Here is a 26,586-nt window from a genome sequence, read left to right as displayed (position 1 = left end):
CCGATCATGCCGTATCAGCACATCAAGGTTCCGACCGGTGGTGACAAGATCACCGTCAATGCGGATTTCTCGCTCAACGTTTCGGATCAGCCGATCATTCCGTATATCGAAGGCGACGGCACCGGCCTCGACATCACGCCGGTCATGATCAAGGTCGTGGACGCAGCGGTCGAGAAGGCTTACGCGGGCAAGAAGAAAATCCACTGGATGGAGATCTACGCGGGCGAGAAATCGACGCGAGTGTACGGGCCGGACGTGTGGCTGCCTGAAGAAACGCTACAGGTGCTGAAGGAATATGTGGTGTCGATCAAGGGACCGCTCACCACGCCCGTCGGCGGCGGCATCCGTTCGCTGAACGTCGCGCTGCGTCAGGAACTCGATTTGTACGTATGCCTGCGTCCGGTGCAGTATTTCAAGGGCGTGCCATCGCCGGTGCGTGAGCCGGAAAAGACCAACATGGTGATCTTCCGCGAGAACTCCGAAGATATCTACGCGGGCATCGAATGGCCGGCCGAGTCCGAGCAGGCAAAGAAGGTCATCAAGTTCCTGCAGGAAGAGATGGGCGTGAAGAAGATCCGCTTCCCGGATACGTCGGGCATCGGCATCAAGCCGGTCTCGCGCGAGGGCACGGAGCGTCTCGTGCGCAAGGCGATCCAGTATGCGATCGACAATGACCGCCGCTCGGTCACGCTCGTGCACAAGGGCAACATCATGAAGTACACGGAAGGCGCGTTCCGTGACTATGGTTATGCGCTCGCGCAGAAGGAGTTCAACGCGGAGCTGATCGACGGCGGTCCGTGGATGAAGGTCAAGAATCCGAAGACGGGCGGCGACATCGTCGTCAAGGATGTGATCGCCGACGCTTTCCTGCAGCAGATTCTGTTGCGCCCCGCCGAATACGACGTGATCGCCACGCTCAATCTGAACGGCGACTACGTGTCTGACGCGCTGGCCGCGCAAGTGGGCGGCATCGGCATCGCGCCGGGCGCGAACATGTCGGATTCGGTCGCGATGTTCGAGGCCACTCACGGTACGGCGCCCAAGTACGCGGGCAAAGACTACGTGAATCCGGGCTCGGAAATTCTCTCGGCGGAAATGATGCTGCGCCATCTCGGCTGGCTCGAGGCGGCGGATCTGATTATCAAGTCGATGGAAACGTCGATTCTGCAAAAGCGCGTCACGTACGACTTCGCGCGTTTGATGGAAGGCGCGACGCAGGTGTCATGTTCGGGGTTCGGGCAGGTGATGATCGAGAATATGTAGTCTGGCTTTGGGGACGCGCGGCAACGTCCCGTCAGGTCGATAAAAACCCAGCTAATGCGAACGATTAGCTGGGTTTTTTATTTCATGTTCGTTTGCGCGGCGCGCCAACACGGATTATTAGTGCGGCTCGAATTGTCTTGTTCTTCGCGACGGCTTTATCGGCGGCATTGACACGGGCACAGTGCGAGGCTCGGGCTGCGCACAGTGCGCGGCCGTCAACCACAGGAATATCACACGTGCCAAAAGGTTATTTGATCGCACACGTCAACATCACCGACGCAAACGCTTACGCCATCTATTCAAAAGCCGCAGGCGAAGCGATAGCGAGCTTCGCCGCGAAACACGTCGCGCCAAAGGTCATCGCAGTTTCCGGCCGACACGAACATGTGGAGGGCGAGACGCACACGAAGCACATGGTTATCGAATTCGATTCGTTCGCTGACGCGAAGGCGTTCTATGAGAGCCCGGAATATCAGGCGGCGAAAGTTTTGCGCGCAGGGGCGGCGAGCGGGAATTTTGTTTTGGTGGAGGGAACGGCTTAGGTAGTGTGTTGAGCAGCGCTTTAACCAACAACGGAAAGGCGAGGTCGATTGAAAAATAAACTCCGGAAAGTGAATTAACACTTCTTAAGCTCTCGCACATCCCGACTCGTTCGTTTTGTCGCTTGCCGATGATAAAGTTCAGACGAAACAGAACTGAGAGAGGGCCACTTGGGACGCAGCATTATTTGCGAAGGCGACACAACGTCGCACGGCGGCAGAGTGCTTGAAGGAAACCCGACAGCAACGGTGGAAGGCAAGCCCATTTCGGGCGTCGGCCATATGGTTGCGTGTCCGCAATGCAAGGGCACATTTCCGATCTTGCCCGACGTGCTCGGCCGTCGTTATCCGCACGCAATCGACGGTCGAAATACGGCTGTCGAAGGTATGCGCACTGCATGCGGCGCGACGCTGATCGCGTCGCAGTCGAGTTCCGCTCTTAGCGACGACGGGCAAGGGCAGGCGCATACCGGCGCAGCGCTCGCGGCGGCTACTGCGTTGCCGCTGTCTCCGAGTCCGACGCTCTGCCTCGAATGCCTGAAAGCCGCGGCAGAAAGTGGCGCAACGATGGTGATGCGGGGGTAAGCCGTGCCGTCGACGATCGACACTTATTTCGCACAGCGCCAGGCGCAGGCGACGTTGCCGCTGCGGCTGTATGCGCTCATCGACGCGCTGCTTTATGCGGCCACGGCAGCGAATGGTGATGACGAGTCAGTGGAACGGCCCGCATCCGCTATTGCGTTATTCGACGGCACACCCGACGCATCATTGGCCGACGCCGGACCGTGGTTGATCGATGTCGAGCAGGCAACCGGCGACGTTCGACAGTCACTCTTCGCGATGGGCGCAGGAGCTCAGGGCGTTTCATGGCTCGTCAGCGCCTATCCCTTTGCTTCGCTTGCCGACGAGTTGCGAGCGCGTTTAGACGCGCGCATGCCCGACGGTCGCACCGCGCTGCTGCGCTTTTACGATGCTCGCTTGATGAGCGAGATCGCAGACCTGCTGTCGTTCACGCAGCGCATCGAATTTTTTGTGCCGACGCTCGACTGGCTGATCGAGGTCAACGGCGAACTGACGAGAGTGCACCCGCATGCTTGAGCTGACGACGGAACAGGTTGCGGCGCTGGCCGAAATTGATGCGAAGGGATTTGTCGATGGCGTGCGGGCGGATTTGTGCAAAGACGATCCGAAGCTCGCGGACGACGCGACGCTTTCGTCGCGGCTTTGGCGCGCGTTCAAGGCGGCGCGCGAACCTGGCATCGAGCGTGACGAGAATCTCGTCGCGTTTCTTCGCATCGAGGCGTATGCGCCGGGCTTTTACGAACAGCCCGCAATACGCGCGTGGTTGACGCGTCCGGGCCGCTCGGCGGACGAACGGTTTCACGACTATGTGCGCGTCGTGCGCTGGAAGATCGAACATCCTGAATTTCAGGGAGGACTAAGCAATGGCGGGTCTGGCAATACCGTTAATCGAGGGAGCAGCGACGGCGCTCGGTCCGGTCTTGGCGCGCGTTGGCGCAGCTTTATTGGGCGGGGCGGCGGTAGCGGGAACGGCTAGCATGTCGGGCGATACGACGAAGGAAGACAGCAAGGCCGCGCCGGCTGCGCGGACGCTGCCGCGGACTGAGGAAAGTTGCAAGAAGTGTCCGCCGGAGGGGGGATCGAAGGTTCGCCGCAACCACGGGGTCAACTGGAATTCCTACCAGTATCAAGCGCGAATCACGGGCTTTGCGTTTGACGTCGAGGAATGCCGATGGAGCGACGAGTGGCAATGGCTCGGCATTGACTTCGACGGGTTTCAGGCGGGAGCGTGCATGCTTCAAGAAGCAAAGGGCAAGTACGATCAGTTTCTTGATGGGTCAATCCCGAAGGCCGAAAAGTGGTTCGAAGGTTTCAGGACGATGGAAGACCAGATCGTTGAGCAGGGCACCGTGGTGCGCATGAGTCCGCCTGCACGCATGACGTGGTACTTTCAAACGCCGCTCACGTACAAAAAGATGGCCCCGCTGCTCACGCGCGTGGGCGTTCCAGCTGTCTACCAACCGTGATCCGACAATGGAAATAAATGCACTCTTTCGGGACGCTTCACTGCCGTCCCATGATTTTCGGGAAATGTTGACTCGTGAATCGCGGCTCGTCGCTGCGCTGTTCGCGAAACAGCCGCTGATGGCACATGCCAACTGGCGACTGACAGCCGACTCGCTGGAGGAGGCTCGCCTCTATCCAGCCTTTGACGAAAACGGAGAGCCTTCTACCTCAGCACTCGCCGTGCTGACGACGCGAGCCGGCGGTAAAAAGCGTGGCGTATCGCATGCCGCGATCTGGAATGACGCATGCGATGACGACAGCGCCGTGATTTCATGTCAAGTATCGGATGCAAAGGTGCTGCCCGATCGGGCGACGCTTGATATCGATACGGCGCTGGCCCCAGAATCGGCGGACGACATGGCTCGTGTAGTTCAGGCGATCGTCGCCACATTCGAACCGCTTGTCGTGGAAGTAACGCCGAAAGAATATTTCGAGCGACGCGTATTCGACGACAAACCCGGCGTCGGCTGGATGCTGTACCTGCCAAAAGTCATCACAGTGCAGCAAGTGCCGGAAGCTCGCGCGTTGATTCCCGTGCCCGCGTCCGGCCGCGAGCAAACCGGCACGATCATCGTCAGCGTCACAGACGCGGTCTTCTCCGTCGACAATCCCGAGCACGTCGAAGTCGCAAACCGCATCGAAATTCGCTTGGTCGATCTGGATTTGCTTCCGGCTTACGCCGATATTTGAGCGATGGCACACGTCGGTACGAGGATGGAAATCAACGTTGAGTTTCGCGATGCGACTCTCGCGCCGACCGACTTTGAGATCGCGCTGTCCCGGCTCGGCCGGATCGCGGGCGCAATCGCGCTGCGCGGCGGAATAGCGAAAAGCGAATGGCATCTGAAAGGCTACACGGCGAAAGAGGCTAAGCTGTACCCGGCTTTCGATGGCGACGCACCATCTGCGGCAGCGCTTGCCGTCATCAGAGAGGAATTCCTAGGTGTCACGGATGTGACTTCCGTCGGGATCTGGGCGCACCGGGAAGGAACGGAAATCGGCGGCAGTATGAGGTGTCAGATTTTGCCGCAGGGCGAATCGAGCTCCGTTGAAGTGTCGCTGACGAATCGAGCAGAGATTACAAATGGCGAGCTGATCAACTACGACGACTTCGTATATTACGTCAGCCTCATCGCGACGGAATTCGATCCAATCATTGCTGAAATCTGGCCGCCTGAATATTTCGAAAAACGCATATTCGACGACAAACCCGGCGTCGGCTGGATGTTGTACCTGCCAAAAGTCATCACAGTGCAGCAAGTGCCGGAAGCTCGCGCGTTGATTGCCGTGCCCGCGGCCGGCCGCGAGCAAACCGGCACGATCATCGTCAGCGTCACCGACGCGGTATTCTCTGCGGACAACCCTGAGCACGTCGAAGTCGCAAACCGCATCGAAATCCGCTTGGTCGATCAGGATTTATTACCCGCCTACGCGGACATCTAAGCGCGCGGTGCCAGACCCGCACGCACCGCCACCACACGCAGTTCGCACCCTCTAGAAAACCCGGCCACACCCAATCAGCCGGGTTTTCCCACGCCTAACGATCGCTGATTGCACCCACACCGCCACAGCCCCAACTTTATCGAGACGCACAACGCGCCGCCTCGGTTAAGTTACGGCGCGGCGGACGACAGCCGCCTCCCGCATGCAATCAGATAACGATCAGAACATGAACCCAGCTCACATCGCCGCAAACGTCTACGTCGCCACGCCGAGCTACGGCGCCGTCGTTACCACGGGCTACGCACTCGGACTGCTCGACCTCTACGACATGTCGTCGACACACGGTTTCGGCATTCGCGTGAACTTCAACAGTTTCGACAGCCTCATCACACGCGCGCGCAATACGATGGTCGCCGAATTCCTCGCGGACGACCGCTTTACTCACCTGATGTGGATCGATAGCGACATCGGTTTCAGGGGCGAAGATGTCGTGCGTCTCTTGCGCGTCGATCGACCCGTCGCGGCAGGCGTTTATCCGTTGAAGAACGACGGCTGGCCGGCAACCGGACTCACGCATGCGATGCCGGCCGGTTCGACCAAAGCGGACTTCCGCGCGCTCTACGCGACCTATCCGGCTGTCGCGCGCACCGACTCGCTCGAGCCGGACGCCGACGGTTTCCTCGACGCGCGCTACGCGCCGACCGGTTTCATGCTGATCCGCCGCGAGGTGTTTGTCGCGCTGATCGCGCGTTATCCGGAATTGCGGTGCCGCTCGCCGTTCGTCGGCCGCCCGGAACTCGACGAGGGCAAGACCGCCGACTTTCTTTATGCGTTTTTCGATACCGGAATCGATCCAGAGACGCGGGTCTACCTGTCGGAGGACTACTGGTTTTGTCACCTGGTCGAGAGCATCGGCATCACGCCCGTCATCGATACGCGCTCGAACCTCAGCCACCAGGGCATTGCGACTTACGAAGGCGACCTTTCTCGAAGCCTCGAACTTCAGCGCTCGATGACACACGCCGCCGTGCAATAGCAATAAACAATAGCCAGCGCAACAATTTGCCCGTTATTTGGGACATCGGCGATTCGCCGCGGACGGTAAATCGCCGCACCGAAAACGCACGCAAAAAAAGAAGCGAAAAAATAATCGCCCAAAAAGAAACCCGGCGCGAAGCCGGGTTTCAAAAGGACGGGTATCGAACAAGTATCAGGCGGGTGCCTGGATGTTCGATGCCTGTTTGCCCTTCGGGCCTTGCACGACCTCGAAGGTCACCTTTTGGCCTTCCTTGAGGGTCTTGAACCCATTCATCTGGATGGCCGAGAAGTGTGCAAACAGATCCTCGCCGCCTTCATCCGGCGTGATGAATCCGAAACCTTTTGCGTCATTGAACCATTTGACCGTACCAGTTGCCATTCCAACTTCCCCTGTAACTCATGTCACTACCACGAGCCCTCGAAAAGCTCGACGGCCGCGTGATGCAGCCGCTCCCTCCTCACAAGCTCACCATCGGCATTTTTTCGAAATTTGGCGCAGTGAAAAAAGTGCCAGCTTGATTGTTGAGGCTCTTTATTCGAGTGTCAAGAAAATTTTGAGATGCCCTGACACACGTTGCAAACAGGCGGTTTCCAGGGTTTTTCCCGCTTTCGTTATGTGCGGTTGCGCAAGCGGGCTGTCTTGAAAAGTCGCATAATCGTCTCACATGGTGTTCTGCGGGTCGCTCGCCGCCGGTTGCGCGAGTGGGCGGCGGTCAGCCAGCTCCGGCAGGTTGTGCGATACTCGATCCGACTGCGGCGCAGCACGGCCGCAACGCATGATCTGGACTGGAGCCGGCCCCGCAATCGGCTCGTCGAATGGCGCACGCAGGCGGTAATTTTCGCCGTGCGGTAGCGAACGGGCTCACTGGCCGGCTGGCCGGGTTTTGACAGGATTGCGGGCCTGTCCTAGTTGTTTAGAATGGGTGTATGGCGATTATCCCGGACAAGCAGGACGGCACCGTACTGGAGCGGCAGGAGAAAAAGCTCAAGCCGCCATCCATGTACAAGGTGGTGCTGCTGAATGACGACTTCACGCCAATGGAATTTGTCGTGATGATCGTGCAGGAATATTTCAATAAAGATCGTGAAACCGCAACGCAGGTGATGTTGAAGGTGCATCGCGAGGGCAGGGGAGTTTGTGGGGTCTATACGCGGGACATCGCGTCGACCAAAGTCGAGCAAGTCGTTACCCACGCACGGCAGGCCGGGCATCCGCTGCAGTGTGTGATGGAGGAAGCATGATTGCCCAGGAACTGGAAGTCAGCCTGCACATGGCGTTCATGGAAGCACGCCAGGCGCGGCACGAGTTCATAACGGTCGAACATCTCTTACTGGCGCTGTTGGACAATCCGACAGCGGCAGAGGTGTTGCGTGCATGCGCGGCCAATATCGAGGATCTGCGCCAGAACCTGCGCAACTTCATTCATGACAACACGCCGACCGTGCCTGGCACGGACGACGTCGACACGCAGCCCACGCTGGGTTTCCAGCGTGTGATACAGCGCGCGATCATGCATGTGCAGTCCACCTCGAATGGCAAGAAGGAAGTGACCGGCGCGAACGTGCTGGTCGCGATCTTCGGCGAGAAGGACTCGCACGCGGTGTATTACCTGCAACAGCAGGGCGTGACGCGTCTGGACGTGGTCAATTTCATCTCGCACGGCATCGCCAAGACGAGCAGTTCGGACGCCGCGAAAGCGAGCGACGCGAATGCCGAGTCCGACGAAGCCGCCGCGCAGAAAGAAACGCCGCTCGCCCAGTTCACGCAGAACCTGAACCAGATGGCGAAAGACGGCCGTATCGATCCGCTGATCGGGCGCGAGTCGGAAGTCGAGCGCGTGGTGCAGGTGCTGTGCCGTCGCCGCAAGAATAATCCGCTGCTGGTGGGCGAGGCGGGCGTCGGCAAGACGGCGATCGCCGAAGGGCTCGCCTGGCGCATTACGCGCGGCGAAGTGCCGGATATTCTGGCCGACGCACAGGTGTATTCGCTCGACATGGGCGCGCTGCTCGCGGGCACCAAGTATCGCGGCGACTTCGAACAGCGTCTCAAGACGGTCCTGAAGGAACTGAAGGAACGTCCCCCACGCGATTCTGTTCATCGACGAGATTCATACGCTGATCGGCGCGGGCGCCGCGTCGGGCGGCACGCTGGACGCGTCGAATCTGCTGAAGCCGGCGCTCTCGTCGGGCACGCTCAAGTGCATCGGCGCGACGACGTTCACGGAGTATCGCGGCATCTTCGAAAAGGACGCGGCATTGTCGCGCCGTTTCCAGAAGGTGGACGTGACGGAACCTTCGGTCGAACAAACCGTGGCGATTTTGCGCGGCCTGAAGTCGCGTTTCGAAGAGCATCACGGCGTGAAGTATTCGTCGGGCGCGCTGTCGGCGGCGGCTGAGTTGTCGGCACGCTTCATCACAGATCGTCATCTGCCGGACAAGGCCATCGACGTGATCGACGAAGCGGGCGCGGCGCAACGCATCCTGCCGAAGTCGAAGCAGAAGAAGACCATCGGCAAGAACGAGATCGAGGAAATCATCTCGAAGATCGCCCGCGTCCCGCCGCAAAGCGTGTCGCAGGACGACCGCAGCAAGCTGCAAACGCTGGATCGCGATTTGAAGAGCGTGGTGTTCGGGCAAGACCCGGCTATCGACGCGCTTTCCGCCGCGATCAAGATGGCGCGCGCGGGCCTGGGCAAGCTGGACAAGCCGATCGGCGCGTTCCTGTTCTCCGGTCCCACGGGCGTCGGCAAGACCGAAGTGGCGAAGCAGCTCGCGTTCACGCTCGGCATCGAGCTGATCCGCTTCGACATGTCGGAGTATATGGAGCGTCACGCGGTGAGCCGGTTGATCGGCGCGCCTCCGGGCTATGTCGGTTTCGACCAGGGCGGCCTCCTGACCGAGGCTGTCACCAAGAAGCCGCACTGCGTGCTGCTGCTCGACGAAATCGAGAAGGCGCATCCGGACATCTACAACGTGCTGCTGCAGGTGATGGACCACGGCACGCTGACGGATAACAACGGCCGCAAGGCGGATTTCCGCAACGTCATCATCATCATGACGACGAACGCGGGCGCCGAGGCAATGGGCAAGTCGGTGATCGGCTTCACGAACCGCCGCGAAACCGGCGATGAGATGGTCGACATCAAGCGCATGTTCACGCCGGAGTTCCGTAACCGTCTGGACGCGACCATCAGCTTCCGTGCGCTGGATGAAGAGATCATCATGCGTGTGGTCGACAAGTTCCTGATGCAACTGGAAGATCAGTTGCACGAGAAGAAGGTCGACGCGCTCTTCACCGACGCGCTGCGCAAGCATCTCGCCAAGCACGGTTTCGATCCGTTGATGGGCGCGCGGCCAATGCAGCGTCTGATCCAGGACACGATCCGTCGCGCGCTGGCCGACGAGCTGCTGTTCGGCAAGCTGATGAACGGCGGCCGCGTGTCGGTCGACGTCGATGCGGAAGACAAGGTGCAGTTGACCTTCGACGAGCATCCGGCGCCGCGCAATCCGAATCCGGAAGCGGTGGAAGTCGAGTAAGCGTTAGCGAGTAAGCGTACTGCCTACTCGCCAAACAAAAAACGGCGTGGACCTCAGGGTCCACGCCGTTTTTCTTTGTGCTCAGCAAATCTGGATCAATGCTTGCCGGTGCTGCCGAATCCACCCGCACCGCGCTCGCTTTGCTCGAACTCGTCGACGATATTGAACTGCGCCTGCACGACCGGCACGATCACGAGTTGCGCGAGACGCTCCATCGGATTCAGCACGAACGTTGTCTCGCCGCGGTTCCACGTCGAGATCATCAGTTCGCCTTGATAATCCGAATCGATCAGGCCGACCAGATTGCCGAGCACGATGCCGTGCTTATGACCGAGACCCGAGCGCGGCAGAATCAGCGCCGCATAGCCGGGATCGCCGACGTGAATCGCGAGCCCCGTCGGCACTAATGCGGTTTGACCCGGTTCGAGCGTCAACGGCTCTTTGAGGCACGCGCGCAAATCGAGGCCCGCGCTGCCGGTGGTCGCGTACGCGGGAAGCTGATCGCGCATGCGCGCATCGAGAATCTTCAAGTCGAGTTTCATGCAGGTTTTTCGAGAGTTTAAGGAGTTGAAGCCGGGCGCCCGAGTTCGAACGCGTCGGCAAGAAGTTCATAGGAACGCAGACGCGCGCGATAGCTGCCTGCGACGGTGAGCACGATCAGTTCGTCGGCCTGGAATTGTTCCTGCAATGCACGGAGCCGCTCGGTCACGACTTCGGGCGTGCCGACGATGCTGCGCGGTTTTTCGCGATCGATCACCAGTTGCTCGCGCTCGCCGTACTCCTGCGCGATGCCTTGTTCGACGGTCGGAATCGGCTCATTCAGGCCATAAGCCATTTGCACGCGACGCAGATCGACGGCCTTTTCCAGATCCGCTGCTTCCTGTTTCGTGTCGGCGCAAATCACGAAGACGGCGGCGGCCAGATACGGTTGCTGTGTTTCCTGACTCGCCTCAAAGCGCTCGCGATACGCGCGCGCAACCTGATGTCCGAAATGCGCGTTGATGAAATGCGCGAACGCGAAGCGGATGCCCAACTGCGCGGCGAGCAGGCCGCCGAATTCGCTGGAGCCGAGCATCCATAGTTGCGGGCGCGTCGGCACTTGCGGTTGCAACAGCACGCCTTGCGCGATGTGGTGGGCGGGCAGCGTGCCGTGCATCAGTCCCACCAGATCGGCCACTTGCTGCGAGAAGAATTCGCCGCGGTTGTAGTCGCCGGCAGCGACCGCCTGCGCGGTGCGCATGTCGCCGCCGGGCGCGCGTCCCACGCCGAGATCGATGCGGTTCGGGAACAGCGCCTCGAGCATCATGAATTGCTCGGCGACCTTGAACGGGCTGTAGTACGGCAGCATGATGCCGCCGGAGCCGAGCCGGATGCGTCGCGTGACGCTGCCAAGACGCGCCAGCATCACTTCGGGACATGGGTTCGACACGCCGCGCAAGCCGTGGTGTTCGGCGCACCAGTAGCGCGTGTAGCCGAGGTCGTCGGCAAGTTGCGCGAGTTCGACAGTGGCGGCGATAGCGTCCGCCACCGAGTGCCCTGAGATGACGGGCGTTTGATCGAGCACGGAAAGTAGCGTCATGTCGGTGTGCTCCAGATGCTTCGGTTCGCTTCGCTTTGTGGTGTCTCGGCGGCGCGCGGCAAGTTCAGCGAATCAGGCTTGTGTCGGGCAGACGCTTCGCGATTTCCGCGATCAACGCGCGCGCGAGCGTCTGCTTGTCGGCGCGCGGCAGCCGGGTCACACCGGCGGCTTCGAACAGGATCACTTCGTTGTCGTCCATGCCGAACGTGAGCGGCCCGAGATTGCCGATTAGCAGCGGCACATTCTTGCGCACACGTTTCTCTTCGCCATGCACTTCGAGATCGCCGCTTTCCGCAGCGAAGCCGACGGCGAACGGCGGATGCGGCAGATTGGCCACCGCGGCCAGAATGTCCGGATTCTCGACGAACGAAAACGTGGGCAGCGCGCGGTCGGCGGCTTTCTTGATCTTGTGTTCGCTCGCGTGATCGACGCGCCAGTCGGCGACCGCGGCCACGCCGATGAAGATGTCCGCGTCCGCTACCGAACGCATCACCGCATCGTGCATCTGCTGGGCGGTCTGCACGTCCTCGCGGAACACGCCCCACGGTGTGTCGAGCGCGACCGGACCCGCGACGAGATGCACGTCGGCGCCGGCCTGCTGCGCGGCGCGCGCGAGCGCAAAACCCATCTTGCCGCTCGAGCGATTCGTGATGCCGCGAACCGGATCGAGCGGTTCGAACGTCGGGCCGGCTGTCAGCAGCACGCGTCGACCGGACAGAATCTTCGGCGAGAAAAACGATGCGATCGCTTCGTAAGTTGCCGCGGCTTCGAGCATGCGGCCGTCGCCGATTTCGCCGCACGCCTGCGGTCCCGAATCGGGGCCGAGCACTTCGACGCCGTCCGCGCGCAATTGCGCGACATTGCGCTGCGTCGCCGGGTTCCGCCACATCTGCCGGTTCATCGCGGGCACGACGAGCAACAGACAATCGCGCGCGACGCACAACGTGGCGAGCAGATCGTCGGCCATGCCGTGCGCCAGTTTCGCGAGGAAGTCAGTGGAGGCGGGCGCGATCACGATCGCGTCGGCTTCGCGCGACAGATCGATATGCGCCATGTTGTTCGCGATGCGCGCGTCCCACTGGCTCGTGTAGACGGGACGGCCTGAGAGCGCCTGCATCGTGACGGGCGTGATGAACTGCGTGGCCGCTTCGGTCATCACGATCTGGACGGTCGCGCCGGCCTTGGTCAGAAGACGCGTGAGTTCGGCGATCTTGTAGCAGGCAATGCCGCCCGTCATGCCGAGGACGAGGTGTTTTCCTGCGAGTTCTGCGGTTGCCAACGAAAGCCTCCGACAAAGCGTGGTGACCGAGCGCGGCGCGCTTGCACCGTTGCCGGCCTTCAAAGCGGATTTCTAACGCGCCGCCGTCGAAGCGCGAAAAACCACTTCCGGCGGCCCGCGCCTTGCAACGATCCGCCCGTTAGCGCGACCCGCGTACGCGCCGCAACTCGTCGATGACGAGCAGCACCGCGCCGACCGTGATCGCGCTGTCGGCGAGATTGAACGCCGGCCAGTGCCACGCGCGCACGTGGAAGTCCAGGAAGTCGATCACGTGGCCGTACGCGAGCCGGTCAATCACGTTGCCGAGCGCGCCGCCGAGAATCAGCGCCAGCGCCGTGCAGAACATTTTTTGCCCGCCGTGGCGCTTGAGCAGGTAGCAGATCACCAGCGCGGCGATCACGCCGAGCGCGGTGAAAGCCCAACGCTGCCAGCCGCCCGCCATCGCGAGAAAGCTGAAGGCGGCGCCGCGGTTGTACACGAGGATCAGGTTGAAGAACGACGTGACCTCATGCGCGACGCCGTAGGCAAACACCTTCTGCACCGCGATTTTCGTCAGCTGATCGAACAGGATCACGATCAGCGCGACGCCCAGCCAGGGCGCCAGCGAACTATTGCCGGCGGATGCTTTCGATGTGGATTTCGCCATGGTTCTCGCCATTATGCCGCGCTCCTCGCCTCGCCGGTGCCGAACAGATTGCTGATGCAGCGGCCGCACAGCGTGGGGTGTTCGGCGTTCGCGCCGACATCCGCGCGGTAGTGCCAGCAGCGCTCGCACTTCAGATACTTCGACGTGATCACTTCGACGCCTTCTTCCGCTTCGCTCGCGACCTTCACGACCGTTGCCGCCGATGTGATCAGCACGAACTTGAGGTCGTCGCCGAGGCTCGTCAGCGCGTCGTAACGCGCGCCACTCGCGCGGATTTCCACTTCCGCCTGCAACGACGAGCCGATCAGGTTAGCGACGCGCGCTTCTTCCAGCGCCTTCGTCACGTCGCCGCGCGCGGCGCGCAGCAGCGTCCATTTGTCGAGCAGCGCGCCCGCATCGGGCACGGCCGGGAACGCGTGATACGTCTCGGTGAAGATGGTTTCGCTGTTCGGCTGGAACACCTTCCACGCTTCTTCGGCGGTGAACGAGAGGAACGGCGCCATCAGACGCAGCAAACCTTGCGCGATGTGATACAGCGCGGTTTGAGCCGAGCGGCGCGCGACCGAATCAGCAGCCGTGGTGTAGAGGCGATCCTTCAGCACGTCCAGATAGAAACCGCCGAGGTCTTCCGAGCAGAACGTCTGCAGCTTGGCGACCACCGGGTGGAACTCGTACTTGTCGTAGTGCGAGAGGATATCGTTTTGCAGATTCGCCGACAGCGCCACCGCGTAACGGTCGATCTCGAGCCAGTCTTCCACCGGGCGCGCGTTCTTCTCGTAGTCGAAGTCCGACAGATTCGCGAGCAGGAAGCGCAGCGTGTTGCGGATACGGCGATAGCCTTCCGTCACGCGCTTGAGGATTTCCTCGGAGATCGCGAGCTCGCCGGAGTAATCGGTCGACGCGATCCACAAGCGGATGATTTCCGCGCCGAGGCGGTTCGCCACCTCATGCGGATCGATGCCGTTGCCAAGCGACTTGCTCATCTTGCGGCCTTCGCCGTCGACGGTAAAGCCGTGCGTCAGAAGCGCGTTATACGGCGGACGGCCGTCGAGCATGGAAGCCGTCAACAGCGACGAATGGAACCAGCCGCGATGCTGATCCGAGCCTTCCAGATACAGGTCGGCCGGGAATTGCAGTTCGTCCTTGTGCGAGCCGCGCAGCACGTGCCAATGCGTCGTGCCGGAATCGAACCACACGTCGAGCGTGTCGCGGTTCTTTTCGTACAGATTCGCGTCGTCGCCGAGCAGTTCGCGCGGATCGAGCGTTTGCCAAGCCTCGATGCCGGCCTGCTCGACGCGCTTCGCGACTTCCTCGAGCAACTCGAGCGTGCGCGGATGCAACTCGCCCGTTTCCTTGTGGACGAAGAACGCCATCGGCACGCCCCATTGGCGCTGACGCGACAGCGTCCAGTCGGGACGATTCGCGATCATGCTGAAGAGCCGCTGCTTGCCCCACGACGGATAAAACGCCGTGTTTTCGATGCCTTCGAGCGCGGTTTCGCGCAGCGTCTTGTCGCTGTCGTTCGGCTTCACGTCCATGCCGGCGAACCATTGCGACGTCGCGCGATAGATGATCGGCGTCTTGTGGCGCCAGCAGTGCATGTAGCTGTGCGTGTACTTTTCCGTGCGCAAAAGCGAACCGGCGCTTTGCAGCGCTTCGACGATCTGCGGATTCGCCGCCCAGATCGACAGGCCGCCGAAGAGCGCGAGCGATTCGATGTAACGGCCGTCGCCCATCACCGGATTGATGATGTCGGAATCGGCCATGCCGTGCGCCTTGCACGACACGAAGTCTTCCACGCCATACGCCGGCGACGAGTGCACGACGCCCGTGCCGGTTTCCGTCGTCACGTAGTCGCCGAGATAAACCGGCGACGTGCGCTTGTAGCTCGGATGTGCGGACGCGAGCGGATGGTTAAAGCGCAAGTTGACGAGCTTCGCTCCCGGCGTGGTCGCGATCACCGAGCCTTCCAGACCATACGCCTTCAGGCATGCTTCGACGCGTTCCTCGGCGAGAATCAACAGGCCGCGCGGCGTATCGACGAGCGCGTAGACGATTCCCGGATGCAGGTTCAACGCCTGGTTCGCGGGAATGGTCCACGGCGTCGTGGTCCAGATCACGATGCCGCCTTCGTTGCGCGGCAGCGCGTTCAGGCCGAACGCCTGCGCGGTCTTCTCCGGCTCGGCGAAGGCGAACAGCACGTCGATGGTCGGATCGGTCTTGTCCTTGTACTCGACTTCCGCCTCAGCGAGCGCCGAGCCGCAGTCGAAACACCAGTTGACCGGCTTCAGCCCGCGGAACACGTAGCCTTTTTCCAGGATCTTCGCGAGCGCGCGGATTTCGCCGGCTTCATTCGTGAAGTTCATGGTCTTGTAGGGGTTGTCCCACTCACCGAGCACGCCCAGACGCCGGAAGCCGAGCTTCTGCTTCTCGATCTGCTCGGTCGCGTACGCGCGCGCTTTCTGCATGACTTCCGCGGCGGGCAGCGACTTGCCGAACTGTTTTTCGATCTGGATTTCGATCGGCATGCCGTGGCAGTCCCAGCCCGGCACGTAGACCGCGTCGAAGCCCGCCATGTTGCGCGCCTTGACGATCATGTCCTTGAGGATCTTGTTCACCGCGTGGCCGAGGTGGATGTCGCCGTTCGCGTACGGCGGGCCGTCGTGCAGGATGAACTTCTTGCGACCCTTGCTGGCTGCGCGGATCTTCTCGTAGACCTTGCGCTCCTGCCATTCCTTGACCCATTGCGGCTCGCGCTTGGGCAAGTCGCCGCGCATCGGGAACGGCGTGTCGAGCAGGTTCACGGGGTAGCGTGATTGCGGTTTCGAATCGGCTTTCTTGTTGCTCATGATGTGGTCGCGGTGAATTCTTTATAAGCGCAGCGGGGCGCGGGTTGCGCACGGTGCGCGAGAGGGTTGGGCGCGGCGGCAGGCATGTCGCGCAATGCGCGGATGTCCTTCGATACGCGCAGCGGCGGTCCATGCGGCAGGTGAACGCGCGCAGGGACCGCGGCGGCTATCTAATTCGATCGGTGGCCGACGTGGCGAAACCGGTTGAGCGGCTGCCCGGCGTGCCCGCGCCGACGGCCGCGAACCACGCGCGCGCGTTGGCGACGTCGCGTGCAATCGCGGCGGTGAGCGTTTCGAGGTCGACGTACTTTTCCTCGTCGCGCAGCTTCTTCAGGAATTCGACGCGCACGAGCTTGCCGTAAGCGTCGCCGTGCCAGTCGAGCAGGTGCACTTCGAGCAGCACGCGGCCGGAATCGTCGACGGTGGGACGCAGGCCCAGACTCGCGACGCCAGGCAGCGGTTCGTCGGTCACGCCATGCACGCGCACGACGAAAATGCCCGCGAGCGCCGGACGCTTGTGCGCGATCGGCAGATTGAGCGTGGGAAAGCCGAGATCGCGGCCGAGCTTCATGCCGTGCACGACGTGGCCGCTGATCAGATAGTCGCGGCCGAGCGCGGCGCGCGCCGCGTCGAGATCGCCGGCCACCAATGCCGCGCGCACGCCCGAGCTGGAGATGCGCGCACCGGACGGATCGGCGACCGTGGCCATTTGCTCGACTTCGAAACCGTAATGCTGCCCTGCCGCCTTCAGCGACGTGAAGTCGCCCGCGCGCTTCGCGCCATAGCGGAAGTCGTCGCCGATCATCACCCAGCGCGCGTGCAGCCCATTCACGATGATCCGTTCGACGAACGCGTCCGGCGACTGGCTCGCGAACGTGTGATTGAAGTGCTCGACGACCACGCGGTCCACGCCATTGGTGCGCAGCGCTTCGAGCTTGTCGCGCAGCATCGCGATGCGCGGCGGCGCGCCGGCCGGGTTGAAGAATTCGCGCGGGTGCGGCTCGAAGGTCATCACGCAGACGGGCAGGCCGCGCGCGTCGGCCGCTGCGCGCACGTGCGCGAGCAAAGCCTGATGGCCGCGGTGGACACCGTCGAAGTTGCCGATGGTCAGTGCGCACGGCGCACGGCTTTCAGCGTTGGGAAGACCGCGGAAGACTCTCACGATAGCGCGTCGGGGTAGGGCGGGCGGGGGTGCCGCAAAACAAACGATTATAAACGCTCGGCGCAACGGACGGCGGCGCCTCGCGGTTTGGGTGTCCCCGAATGATAAAATCCGCGCATGAAAAAACTCGTCATCCTGATTTCAGGGCGGGGAAGCAACATGGAAGCCATTGTCCGCGCGTGTGCGGACGAAGGGTGGGCCGCGCAGGTGGCCGCTGTGATTGCCAACCGTCCTGACGCCGCAGGCCTTGCGTTCGCGGCGTCGCACGGCATTGCGACGGCGGTGGTCGATCACCGCCAGTTTCCCGACCGCGAGCGCTTCGATGCGGCGCTGGCCGAACAAATCGATAGTTTCTCGCCGGATCTCGTCGCGCTCGCCGGCTTTATGCGCGTGCTGACGGACGGTTTCGTCGACCGTTATGCGGGGCGCATGCTGAACGTGCACCCGTCGCTGCTGCCGAGCTTTCCTGGACTCAAGACACATCAGCAGGCGCTCGACGCCGGCGTGCGACTGCACGGCGCGTCGGTGCATTTCGTGACGTCGCAGCTCGATCACGGGCCGATCGTCGTGCAGTCGGCGGTGCCCGTCGTGGCCGGCGACACGCCCGCGACGCTCGCCGAGCGCGTGCTCGCGACCGAACACATCATTTATCCACGCGCGGTGCGCTGGTTCGTCGAAGGGCGTCTTGCTCTTGACGGCCTGCGTGTCACGCTTACGCCGCCGGAGCCGCAATGGCTCTTTGCCGGTCACACCGCCGGAGAGGGCGCATGAGATTGCATGGTTTTTTGATTGGACAAACTGAGACTTTGCTGGCTGAAGTCCTAAGACTGAACGGTCCCGCCGACGCCACCACGAGCCGCTTTTTCCGCGCGCATCCGAAGTTGGGGCATGGCGAGCGCGGCGTGATCGCCGAGGCGGTTTTCGCAGTACTGCGCCGGCGCATGGAATTCGCGCATCTGGCCGAAAGCGGCGCCGGCAGCCCGGCGCGCCGCATGGCTTTGCTCGGTCTGATGCAGACGGCGGGCCGCTCGGCGCTCAAGCCGTTCGTGTCGGACTCGGAATCCAGGTGGCTGGAACACGTCGCGATGATCGACCCGGAAAGCCTGCCGCTGCGGATTCGCCTGAATCTGCCGGACTGGATCTATCAGGCGCTGGCCAAGCGTTTTGAAGCCGCGGAACTCGCGCAACTGGCCGCCGCGCTCAACTACCCGGCGCCTCTGGACCTGCGCGCGAACCCGATCAAGGCGAGCCGCGACGACGTGCTGAACGCGCTGTCGAAGGCCGGCATTGAAGCCGGCGCCACGCCGTTCGCGCCGTTCGGCGTGCGGGTGGTCGGCAAGCCGCCGCTCACCAAGCTCGACGCGTTCCAGCAAGGCTGGCTCGAAGTCCAGGACGAGGGCAGCCAGTTGCTGTGCTCGCTCGTCGCGCCCAAGCGCGGCGAAATGATCGTCGACTTCTGCGCGGGCGCGGGCGGCAAGACGCTCGCGCTCGGCGCGGCGATGCGCTCGACTGGGCGTCTCTACGCATTCGACATCTCCGAGCGGCGTCTCGCCAAGCTCAAGCCGCGGCTTGCGCGCAGCGGCTTGTCGAACGTGAATCCGGTGCTGATCGACAGCGAGCACGACGCCAAGATCAAGCGGCTCGCCGGCAAGATCGACCGCGTGCTGGTGGATGCGCCGTGCAGCGGCTTGGGCACACTGCGCCGCAATCCCGATCTGAAGTGGCGTCAGTCGCCGGAATCGGTCGCGGAGCTTGCGCCCAAGCAGGCGTCGATTCTCGCGAGCGCGGCGCGGCTCGTGAAGAAGGGCGGGCGTCTCGTGTACGCGACGTGCTCGATCCTCGAAGCGGAAAACGAAGCGGTCGTGCAGCAGTTCCTCGCGGATCACCCGGACTTCGCGCTCGTCCCGGCGCGTGAAGTGCTGGCCGAGCAGCGCATCGACCTTGAAATGGGCGATTACCTGTCGCTCTGGCCGCATCGCCACGCGACCGACGGCTTCTTCGCCGCCGTGCTCGAACGTCAGAGCTGAGGCCCGACGGGCTGTCCGCCGGCTCGCCGATCGGTTGTTCGATCGAGGCGAGCCGGTCATTCCCGCAACACCATGCAAAACCGACTCTTTTCGCACCTTTTCGGCGATCTCACGCGCGACTTCGGCCAGCCGGTCATGCTGTGGCAAATCGGCTTGCTGCTTACGACGCTCGCGCTCGCGTGGCTGCTCGCGCGCGTGCTGCGCCGGGCGCTCGATTTGCGCCGGCAGACGCGCTACCAGACGCTGCGCTTCGGCGCCGAAAGCCTGAACCGCGCGTTTTTCCCGCTGATCGGCGCGGTGCTGGTGTGGCTCGCGCGCGCGATCGCGGGCCAGTTCATCCACACTGCGCTGCTCGATCTCGCGTTGGTGCCGCTTTTCGGCATCGGCTTGATTTACATCGTGTTTTTCTTCGCGCGACGCGTCTTTAGCCACGACGGCGAGACGCATCCGTGGCTTTTCGTCGTCGAAAAAATCGTCTCGCTGGTCGTCTGGGTCGCCATGGTGCTGACCGTGATGGGCATTCAGGACGACGTGATCGAGTGGATGGCGAGCGTTCACTTTCGCATCGCCAATGCGCATATGACGCTGCTTTCGCTCGTCACCGGCCTGCTGTGGGTGGGCGTGACGATGATCGTCGCGATGTGGCTCGGCTCGGCGTTCGAAGACCGGCTGATGCGCGCCACCACGCTCGACGCCAATCTGAAAGTGGTGGTGGCGCGCGTCGGCCGTGCGGCTTTCGTGCTGGCGGCCGTGCTGATCAGCCTGTCGCTCGTGGGCATCGACATCACCGTGCTCGGCGTGTTCGGCGGCGCGCTCGGCGTGGGGCTCGGTTTCGGGCTGCAGAAGATCGCGAGCAACTATGTGTCGGGCTTCATCATCCTGATCGACCGGTCGTTGCGGATCGGCGACACGATCAACGTGAGCGGCCTGCAAGGCATGGTCACGCAGATCCGCACGCGTTACACGGTCGTGCGTGGCCTCGACGGCATCGAGACGCTGATTCCAAACGAGAAGCTGATCACCGACGTCGTGCAGAACCAGTCGTCGTATCTGACGCGCGGCTATGCGAAGGCGGCGGTGCAGATCGCCTACACGGCCGACGTCGAACAGGCGATGGCGCTGCTCGCGCAAGCCGCCGCCGGCGTGCCGCGCGTCCTCGCGGACCCGGCGCCCACGCCTTACCTGACGAGTTTCGGCGCTGACGGCATCAACCTCGAACTGGGTTTCTGGATCGCCGACGCCGCAACCGGCACCTCGGCCGTGCGCTCGGCGGTCAATCGCAACATCTGGCAGCTTTTCTCCGCGCACGGCATTTCGATTCCTTTCGCGCAACGCGAAGTGCGGATCGTCGGCAACGTCGGACACATTGCAAATATCTCCGGTGTCGCACCGCAGCCGGTAACTATGACCGCGCCTGCCGCCAATCAGGCAGACAACGCGCTCTGACGGGCACTTCTGGGTCTGCGGTGAGTCAAAATGGGCTCATTGCAGACTATCGCTCGTTGATGCCGCACAAAAAATCCCTATTTGTTACAAACACTTGGAACGCTTCCAGTAGAATGTCGTCCAATCCCGCTGTATGCTTTCACTTTCTTGACACGCGCAGTCCGCGGGTGTCTCGTGTCTCTCGTTCCACAGGTAAATTGCCTTGTTGAATTCCTTGCTCGATTTCCTTGCCCACGGCCTGCTGCGCTTCTCCTGGTGGCAACTTGTGCTGTACACCCTCGCGGTCACGCACGTCACGATCATCGGCGTGACGGTTTATCTGCACCGCTGCCAGGCGCACCGCGCGCTCGAATTGCACCCTGTCGTCAGTCATTTTTTCCGGTTCTGGCTGTGGATGACCACGGGCATGCTGACCGGTCAATGGGCGGCTATCCACCGTAAACACCACGCGAAGTGCGAGACCGAAGAAGATCCGCACAGCCCGCAAACGCGCGGCATCTGGAAGGTGCTGCTCGAAGGCGCGGAACTGTATCGCACCGAAGCGAAAAACGAAGAAACGATGCGCAAGTTCAGTCACGGCACGCCGAACGACTGGATGGAGCGCAACGTCTACACGAAGTACCCGATTCTCGGCGTGAGCCTGATGATGGTGCTGAACGTCGCGCTGTTCGGCGTCGTCGGCCTGACCATCTGGGCTGTGCAAATGGTGTGGATCCCGTTCTGGGCGGCCGGCGTCGTCAACGGTCTCGCGCACTTCTGGGGCTACCGCAACTTCAACTCGTCGGACGCCAGCACGAACATTTTCCCGTGGGGCATCATCATCGGCGGTGAGGAGCTGCATAACAACCACCACACGTATGCGACGTCGGCCAAGCTGTCGAACAAGTGGTATGAGTTCGACATCGGCTGGATGTATATCCGCATCATGTCGGCCTTCCGTCTTGCGAAGGTGAAGAAGATCGCGCCCACGCCGCGTCTGACCACCGGCAAGCTGGTGCTCGACCAGGACACGTTGCAGGCCGTGCTGGCAAACCGTTACGAAGTGATGGCGCGTTACGGCAAGGCGCTCAAGCGTGCGTATCGTCAGGAGCTCGCGCATCTGAAGGAAGTCGGCGCACGCGAGAAGTATCAGCTCATGCGCGGCGCGCGCAACTGGTTCCATAAGGAAGAAGCGGGGCTCGACGAGCCGCAGAAACGTCTGCTGCCGCAAATCTTCGCGAACAGCCAGAAACTGAAGACGTACATCGACATGCGCAACGAACTCGCGGCAATGTGGGAGCGCTCGAACGCGTCGCGCGACCAGTTGCTGGTTCAGTTGCAGGACTGGTGTCATCGCGCTGAGGCGAGCGGCATCAAAGCGCTGCAGGATTTTGCAATGCGACTGCGCCGTTATGCTTGATCGCGAAATCCATTAAAATTTCGTTACGTCACAAAACCCCGCGTTGGCGGGGTTTTGCTTTTTGGGCCGCGGAAAATGCAGCATGACGCAGTGCGCAGGCCGCGGCGGCAGAGCGAGGGCAGAGGAGATCATGGATCAGCAGGCGATCAGGACCGTCGAATACGACCGGCCGCAGGCGCAGGGCACGTCCTGCGGGATCGGACAGGCGTGGGCGAAGGTGCCCGACATGCCGTCGGCAGAACAAAAAGTGGCGCTGAAGGAGCGCATCCGTGCATTGCTCAAGCGCGAGAAAGCAGTGCTCGTGGCCCACTATTATGTCGATGCCGAATTGCAGGAGCTTGCCGACGAAACCGGCGGCTGCGTCGCCGATTCGCTGGAAATGGCGCGCTTCGGGCGTGACCATGAGGCGCAAACGCTGGTGGTGGCCGGCGTGCGTTTCATGGGCGAGACCGCGAAGATTCTGAGCCCCGACAAGCGCATTCTGATGCCGGACCTCGACGCTACCTGCTCGCTCGATCTCGGCTGCCCGGTGGATGAATTCTCGGCTTTCTGCGACGCCCACCCGGATCGCACGGTCGTGGTCTATGCGAACACCAGTGCCGCGGTGAAGGCTCGCGCCGACTGGATGGTGACTTCATCGATCGGACTGGAGATCGTTGCCGACCTGCACGCGCGCGGCGAAAAAATCATCTGGGCGCCGGACCGGCACCTGGGCGGTTATATCCAGAACAAGACCGGCGCGGACATGCTCATGTGGCAGGGCTCGTGTCTCGTGCACGACGAATTCAAGGGCATCGAACTGGATTTGCTGCGCGCCGAATATCCCGGCGCGAAAGTGCTCGTGCATCCCGAGTCGCCGGCCAACGTCGTGGCGCTTGCCGATGTCGTCGGTTCCACGACTCAGTTGATCGACGCCGCGCAGAAGCTCGATGCGACGCATTTCATCGTCGCGACGGACCTCGGCATCCTGCACAAGATGCAACTCGCTGCGCCCGGCAAGACGCTGATTGCCGCGCCCACGGCCGGCAACAGCGCGACCTGCAAGAGCTGCGCGCACTGTCCGTGGATGGCCATGAACGGCCTCGCGAATCTGGCCGACGTGCTCGAGCGCGGCCACAACGAGATTTTCGTCGACCGTGCTATTGGCGAACGGGCTCGTCTGCCGATCGACCGCATGCTGGACTTCGCCGCGCGTCACAAGAAGCGCGTGCAGGCGAGCGGCGATCTGGCGCGCGACGCGCAGTTGTATTCGAACGTAGGAGCCGCCTGATGAACGCGGTAGCGCAAAGTTCGGTAGAGGCCGGTTCCGCCGCGTATAGCCAGGCGGAAGCCGTGTCGCCGCTCTTCGCCGAGATCCGCGCGCAGTACGGCGCCGCGTTCGACGCCGCGCTGGCACGCAACGTCGCGGACGCGCTCGCGGAAGACATCGGCACTGGCGATCAGACTGGCCGCCTCGTTCCCGCCGACGAAGTGCGCGACGCGCGCGTCATCGTCCGCGAGGATGCGGTGTTGTGCGGCGTGCCCTGGTTCAACGCCGTCTTGCGCCAGGTCGATCCGCGGATCGAGGCGCAGTGGCGTTATCGCGAAGGCGACCGCATGACGGCGGACACGCCGGTGTGCGAACTGCGCGGGCCGGTGCGCGCGCTGCTTACCGCCGAGCGCAACGCGCTCAACTTTCTGCAGTTGCTGTCCGGCGTGGCGAGCGCGACGCGCCGGTACGTCGACGCAATCGCGCATACGCGCACGCGCATTCTCGACACGCGCAAGACTTTGCCAGGCTTGCGGCTCGCGCAAAAGTACGCGGTGCGTGTGGGCGGCGGCGCGAATCAACGGCTCGCGTTGTACGACGGCATCCTGATCAAGGAAAACCACATTGCCGCCGCCGGCGGAGTGGGCGCGGCCATGAACGCAGCGCTTGCGCTCAACGCGGGCGTCCCGATTCAGATCGAGGTCGAAACGCTCGAACAGTTGGAAACGGCATTGGCGCATCGCGCGCAGTCCATTCTGCTCGACAACTTTTCCTTCGATGCAATGCGCGACGCGGTGCGCATCACCGCCGGGCGCGCGGTGCTGGAAGTGTCCGGCGGCGTCAACTTCGAGACGGTGCGGACGATTGCGGAGACAGGCGTCGACCGCGTGTCGATCGGCGCCCTGACGAAAGACGTGCGAGCGACCGATTACTCGCTGCGAATCGTCTGACGCGGTTTCCAGAAATTAGGCTTCGTGAGACATGAAACGCCATCGCCGGCATGAAAGCCGGCGATGGCGTTTCCGTTTGCATCACACGTTGCGGTTGCGCACGTATTCCGGCGAGAGCACGGTCGGCAGCGCTTTGGGCAAAGTCGCCGGCCAGTCGCGGCTGAAATGCAGGCCGCGGCTTTCGCGCCGCGAGCGCGCGCCGTCGACGATTAGCGAAGCCACGTCCACCAGATTGCGCAACTCCAGCAGGTCGCGGCTCACCTTGAAGTTTGCGTAATACTCGTGAATCTCGTCGCGCAAGAGGGCGAGCCGGTGGCGCGCTCGCGCAAGCCGTTTGTCCGTGCGCACAATGCCCACGTAATTCCACATGAGCCGGCGAAGCTCGTCCCAATTGTGGGCGACCACCACTTCTTCGTCCGGATCGGACACGCGGCTTTCGTCCCAGTCCGGCAACGGCGCATGAACCGCGCCGCTAAAGCCTTCTTCTTCGATGGCGCGCGCAGCCGAGCGGCCGATCACCAGACACTCGAGCAGCGAATTGCTGGCCAGACGGTTTGCGCCGTGCAGCCCCGTGCAAGAGGTCTCGCCGACTGCATAGAGGCCCGCGAGATCGGTGCGGCCCGCCAGATCGGTGACGACGCCGCCGCACGTATAGTGCGCCGCCGGCACGACCGGAATGGGTTCCTTCGTGATGTCGATGCCGAATTCCAGGCAGCGCGCGAGGATCGTCGGAAAATGCTCGTGCAGGAAATCGGCCGGCTGATGGCTGATGTCCAGATACACACAATCGATGCCGCGCTTCTTGATCTCGAAGTCGATCGCGCGCGCGACGATGTCGCGCGGCGCGAGTTCGGCGCGCTCGTCGTGGTTCGGCATGAAACGCGTGCCGTCCGGCAGCTTCAGCACGCCGCCTTCGCCGCGCACGGCTTCCGAAATCAGAAACGACTTGGCGTACGGATGGAACAGGCAGGTCGGATGGAACTGAATGAACTCCATGTTCGAGACGCGGCAGCCCGCGCGCCATGCCATCGCGATGCCGTCGCCCGTCGCCGTGTCCGGATTCGTGGTGTACAGGTAGACCTTGCCGGCGCCGCCGGTGGCGAGCACCGTGTGCGGCGCCTCGATGGTGACGGTGCGGCCGGTTTGCACATCGAGCGCATAGAGGCCATGACAACGGCGTCCCGGCAATCCCAGCCGGTCGGAGGTGATCAGGTCGATCGCGCAGTGATCTTCGAGCAACGTGATGTTCGGATGCCGCCGCACACGCTCGCTGAGCGTGGTGACAACCGCATGGCCCGTGGCGTCGGCCGCATGAATAATCCGCCGGTGGCTATGGCCGCCCTCGCGAGTCAGGTGGAAGCCGAGCTCGGCCGCGTCGTCTTTCGTGAACGGCACGCCCTGGTCAATCAGCCATTCAATCGCGGCACGCCCGTGTTCGACGATGAACCGCGTCGCCGCTTCGTCGCACAGGCCGCCGCCGGCAATCAGCGTGTCGCGCACGTGATTGTCGATGCTGTCCGCGGAATCCAGCACGGCGGCGATGCCGCCTTGCGCCCAATCACTCGCGCCTTCAGTCATCGACCGCTTGGCGATCACCGCAACCCGCCGCGTTTCTGCGAGATTGAGCGCGACGCTCAGCCCCGCGAGACCGCTACCGACAATCGCCACATCGAATTCCATTGCTTGCATCTCCGTCTTTTCGTTTTGCTGTGCAAACGCGTCAATCACGCGCTGCTAAAACGAGAAAGGATACGCGCCGCGACGGTTGAGGGAAAGCTAGCCGGACGGCATAAGACTTCACGACCGCGCACATCAAGGTCAAACGACGGTTTTGACGACCCAAAAACAAAAAAGCCCCGCACGAATGCGAGGCTTTTTGCACATGTCTTTGCCTTCGTCAAAAGGCAGGAGCCAAGACTTACTTGATCTTGGTTTCCTTGTAGTCAACGTGCTTACGGACGACCGGATCAAACTTCTTGATCAGCATCTTTTCCGGCATGTTGCGTTTGTTCTTCGTAGTCGTGTAGAAGTGACCCGTGCCTGCGGTCGATTCCAGCTTGATCTTGTCGCGTGCGCCTTTCGCCATGATTTA

Annotated in this window: 25 protein-coding genes and 1 pseudogene; 17 read left to right on the top strand and 9 right to left on the bottom strand. The window is 62.3% G+C overall.

What is annotated here, in order from left to right:
* Window positions 1-6: 6 nt before the first annotated feature.
* The 9 genes from icd to ABIE53_RS16325 all read left to right on the top strand — a co-directional run bounded on the left by icd (window position 7) and on the right by ABIE53_RS16325 (window position 6,369).
* Window positions 7-1,263 (top strand): NADP-dependent isocitrate dehydrogenase, encoded by a 1,257-nt coding sequence (gene icd, locus ABIE53_RS16365; protein WP_006050089.1) that lies wholly within the window; start codon window positions 7-9, stop codon window positions 1,261-1,263.
* Between the two features lie 251 nt (window positions 1,264-1,514).
* A complete protein-coding gene (locus ABIE53_RS16360; protein ID WP_216649322.1) occupies window positions 1,515-1,805 on the top strand; it encodes a DUF1330 domain-containing protein in 291 nt (96 codons plus the stop codon).
* Window positions 1,806-1,973: 168 nt separating this feature from the next.
* Window positions 1,974-2,387 (top strand): PAAR domain-containing protein, encoded by a 414-nt coding sequence (locus tag ABIE53_RS16355; RefSeq protein WP_029968055.1) that lies wholly within the window; start codon window positions 1,974-1,976, stop codon window positions 2,385-2,387.
* A 3-nt stretch (window positions 2,388-2,390) separates the two neighbouring features.
* Window positions 2,391-2,900 carry a DUF4123 domain-containing protein gene (locus tag ABIE53_RS16350; RefSeq protein WP_006050092.1) on the top strand — a complete coding sequence of 170 codons (510 nt, stop codon included), beginning with the start codon at window positions 2,391-2,393 and terminating at the stop codon, window positions 2,898-2,900.
* Complete coding sequence (locus ABIE53_RS16345) at window positions 2,893-3,360, top strand: hypothetical protein (RefSeq protein ID WP_006050093.1); 468 nt, start codon at window positions 2,893-2,895, stop codon at window positions 3,358-3,360. The genes ABIE53_RS16350 and ABIE53_RS16345 overlap by 8 nt, the downstream gene beginning before the upstream one ends.
* Window positions 3,248-3,850, top strand: a complete 603-nt coding sequence (locus ABIE53_RS16340) for a restriction endonuclease fold toxin 5 domain-containing protein (RefSeq protein ID WP_044021255.1) — start codon at window positions 3,248-3,250, stop codon at window positions 3,848-3,850. The genes ABIE53_RS16345 and ABIE53_RS16340 overlap by 113 nt, the downstream gene beginning before the upstream one ends.
* A 7-nt stretch (window positions 3,851-3,857) precedes the next feature.
* On the top strand, window positions 3,858-4,580 hold the full coding sequence (locus tag ABIE53_RS16335; RefSeq protein WP_044021257.1) for an immunity 52 family protein: 723 nt from the start codon (window positions 3,858-3,860) through the stop codon (window positions 4,578-4,580).
* A gap of 24 nt (window positions 4,581-4,604) precedes the next feature.
* The gene (locus tag ABIE53_RS16330; RefSeq protein WP_192698751.1) at window positions 4,605-5,333 is read left to right on the top strand and encodes an immunity 52 family protein; all 729 of its coding nucleotides are present in this window, start codon (window positions 4,605-4,607) and stop codon (window positions 5,331-5,333) included.
* Between the two features lie 226 nt (window positions 5,334-5,559).
* Entirely contained in the window at window positions 5,560-6,369 is an 810-nt protein-coding gene (locus ABIE53_RS16325) for a hypothetical protein (RefSeq protein WP_310072839.1), read from the top strand.
* A gap of 174 nt (window positions 6,370-6,543) precedes the next feature.
* Here the strand turns inward: ABIE53_RS16325 and ABIE53_RS16320 are convergent, their stop codons facing one another.
* The gene (locus ABIE53_RS16320; protein ID WP_007180614.1) at window positions 6,544-6,750 is read right to left on the bottom strand and encodes a cold-shock protein; all 207 of its coding nucleotides are present in this window, start codon (window positions 6,748-6,750) and stop codon (window positions 6,544-6,546) included.
* A 548-nt stretch (window positions 6,751-7,298) separates the two neighbouring features.
* Here ABIE53_RS16320 and clpS point away from each other — a divergent pair.
* Together clpS and clpA are read left to right on the top strand one after the other, a co-directional pair.
* Complete coding sequence (gene clpS / locus ABIE53_RS16315; protein WP_006050100.1) at window positions 7,299-7,613, top strand: ATP-dependent Clp protease adapter ClpS; 315 nt, start codon at window positions 7,299-7,301, stop codon at window positions 7,611-7,613.
* A pseudogene (clpA, locus tag ABIE53_RS16310) lies at window positions 7,610-9,908 on the top strand (ATP-dependent Clp protease ATP-binding subunit ClpA). The gene clpS and the pseudogene clpA overlap by 4 nt, the downstream one beginning before the upstream one ends.
* A gap of 95 nt (window positions 9,909-10,003) precedes the next feature.
* Here clpA and dut read toward each other — a convergent pair.
* The 6 genes from dut to ABIE53_RS16280 form a co-directional block, all read right to left on the bottom strand.
* On the bottom strand, window positions 10,004-10,450 hold the full coding sequence (gene dut, locus ABIE53_RS16305) for a dUTP diphosphatase (protein ID WP_006050102.1): 447 nt from the start codon (window positions 10,448-10,450) through the stop codon (window positions 10,004-10,006).
* A gap of 17 nt (window positions 10,451-10,467) precedes the next feature.
* Complete coding sequence (locus tag ABIE53_RS16300) at window positions 10,468-11,487, bottom strand: LLM class flavin-dependent oxidoreductase (RefSeq protein WP_006050103.1); 1,020 nt, start codon at window positions 11,485-11,487, stop codon at window positions 10,468-10,470.
* Between the two features lie 64 nt (window positions 11,488-11,551).
* Window positions 11,552-12,766, bottom strand: a complete 1,215-nt coding sequence (gene coaBC, locus ABIE53_RS16295) for a bifunctional phosphopantothenoylcysteine decarboxylase/phosphopantothenate--cysteine ligase CoaBC (protein WP_192698753.1) — start codon at window positions 12,764-12,766, stop codon at window positions 11,552-11,554.
* A 139-nt stretch (window positions 12,767-12,905) separates the two neighbouring features.
* On the bottom strand, window positions 12,906-13,412 hold the full coding sequence (gene lspA, locus ABIE53_RS16290; RefSeq protein WP_035569887.1) for a signal peptidase II: 507 nt from the start codon (window positions 13,410-13,412) through the stop codon (window positions 12,906-12,908).
* 11 nt (window positions 13,413-13,423) lie between these two features.
* Window positions 13,424-16,261 (bottom strand): isoleucine--tRNA ligase, encoded by a 2,838-nt coding sequence (ileS, locus tag ABIE53_RS16285; protein WP_006050107.1) that lies wholly within the window; start codon window positions 16,259-16,261, stop codon window positions 13,424-13,426.
* Window positions 16,262-16,427: 166 nt separating this feature from the next.
* On the bottom strand, window positions 16,428-17,423 hold the full coding sequence (locus ABIE53_RS16280; protein ID WP_006050108.1) for a bifunctional riboflavin kinase/FAD synthetase: 996 nt from the start codon (window positions 17,421-17,423) through the stop codon (window positions 16,428-16,430).
* A 117-nt stretch (window positions 17,424-17,540) separates the two neighbouring features.
* Here ABIE53_RS16280 and purN point away from each other — a divergent pair, with 117 nt between their 5' ends.
* The 6 genes from purN to nadC all read left to right on the top strand — a co-directional run bounded on the left by purN (window position 17,541) and on the right by nadC (window position 24,494).
* Entirely contained in the window at window positions 17,541-18,194 is a 654-nt protein-coding gene (gene purN, locus ABIE53_RS16275) for a phosphoribosylglycinamide formyltransferase (protein ID WP_006050109.1), read from the top strand.
* Window positions 18,191-19,450 carry an RsmB/NOP family class I SAM-dependent RNA methyltransferase gene (locus ABIE53_RS16270; RefSeq protein WP_006050110.1) on the top strand — a complete coding sequence of 420 codons (1,260 nt, stop codon included), beginning with the start codon at window positions 18,191-18,193 and terminating at the stop codon, window positions 19,448-19,450. The genes purN and ABIE53_RS16270 overlap by 4 nt, the downstream gene beginning before the upstream one ends.
* A 72-nt stretch (window positions 19,451-19,522) precedes the next feature.
* Window positions 19,523-20,896, top strand: coding sequence for a mechanosensitive ion channel family protein (locus ABIE53_RS16265; protein ID WP_192698754.1), 1,374 nt, complete (start codon window positions 19,523-19,525; stop codon window positions 20,894-20,896).
* Between the two features lie 202 nt (window positions 20,897-21,098).
* Complete coding sequence (locus ABIE53_RS16260) at window positions 21,099-22,295, top strand: DesA family fatty acid desaturase (protein WP_006050112.1); 1,197 nt, start codon at window positions 21,099-21,101, stop codon at window positions 22,293-22,295.
* Between the two features lie 130 nt (window positions 22,296-22,425).
* Window positions 22,426-23,565 carry a quinolinate synthase NadA gene (gene nadA, locus ABIE53_RS16255; RefSeq protein ID WP_006050113.1) on the top strand — a complete coding sequence of 380 codons (1,140 nt, stop codon included), beginning with the start codon at window positions 22,426-22,428 and terminating at the stop codon, window positions 23,563-23,565.
* Complete coding sequence (gene nadC, locus ABIE53_RS16250; protein ID WP_006050114.1) at window positions 23,565-24,494, top strand: carboxylating nicotinate-nucleotide diphosphorylase; 930 nt, start codon at window positions 23,565-23,567, stop codon at window positions 24,492-24,494. Before nadA ends, nadC begins: the two co-directional genes overlap by 1 nt.
* 81 nt (window positions 24,495-24,575) lie before the next feature.
* Here the strand turns inward: nadC and nadB are convergent, their stop codons facing one another.
* Both nadB and rpmG read right to left on the bottom strand, forming a co-directional pair.
* Window positions 24,576-26,174 (bottom strand): L-aspartate oxidase, encoded by a 1,599-nt coding sequence (gene nadB / locus ABIE53_RS16245; protein ID WP_006050115.1) that lies wholly within the window; start codon window positions 26,172-26,174, stop codon window positions 24,576-24,578.
* Window positions 26,175-26,412: 238 nt separating this feature from the next.
* Window positions 26,413-26,580: a 50S ribosomal protein L33 gene (rpmG, locus tag ABIE53_RS16240; protein ID WP_006050116.1), complete on the bottom strand. Its 168-nt coding sequence runs from the start codon at window positions 26,578-26,580 to the stop codon at window positions 26,413-26,415.
* Window positions 26,581-26,586 lie beyond the last annotated feature (6 nt).

This window comes from Paraburkholderia sp. OAS925, assembly GCF_040543975.1.
GTDB lineage: Bacteria > Pseudomonadota > Gammaproteobacteria > Burkholderiales > Burkholderiaceae > Paraburkholderia > Paraburkholderia graminis.
The sequence above is the reverse complement of the archived record's forward strand: the minus strand, read 5'-3'. Positions and strand labels throughout refer to the sequence as shown.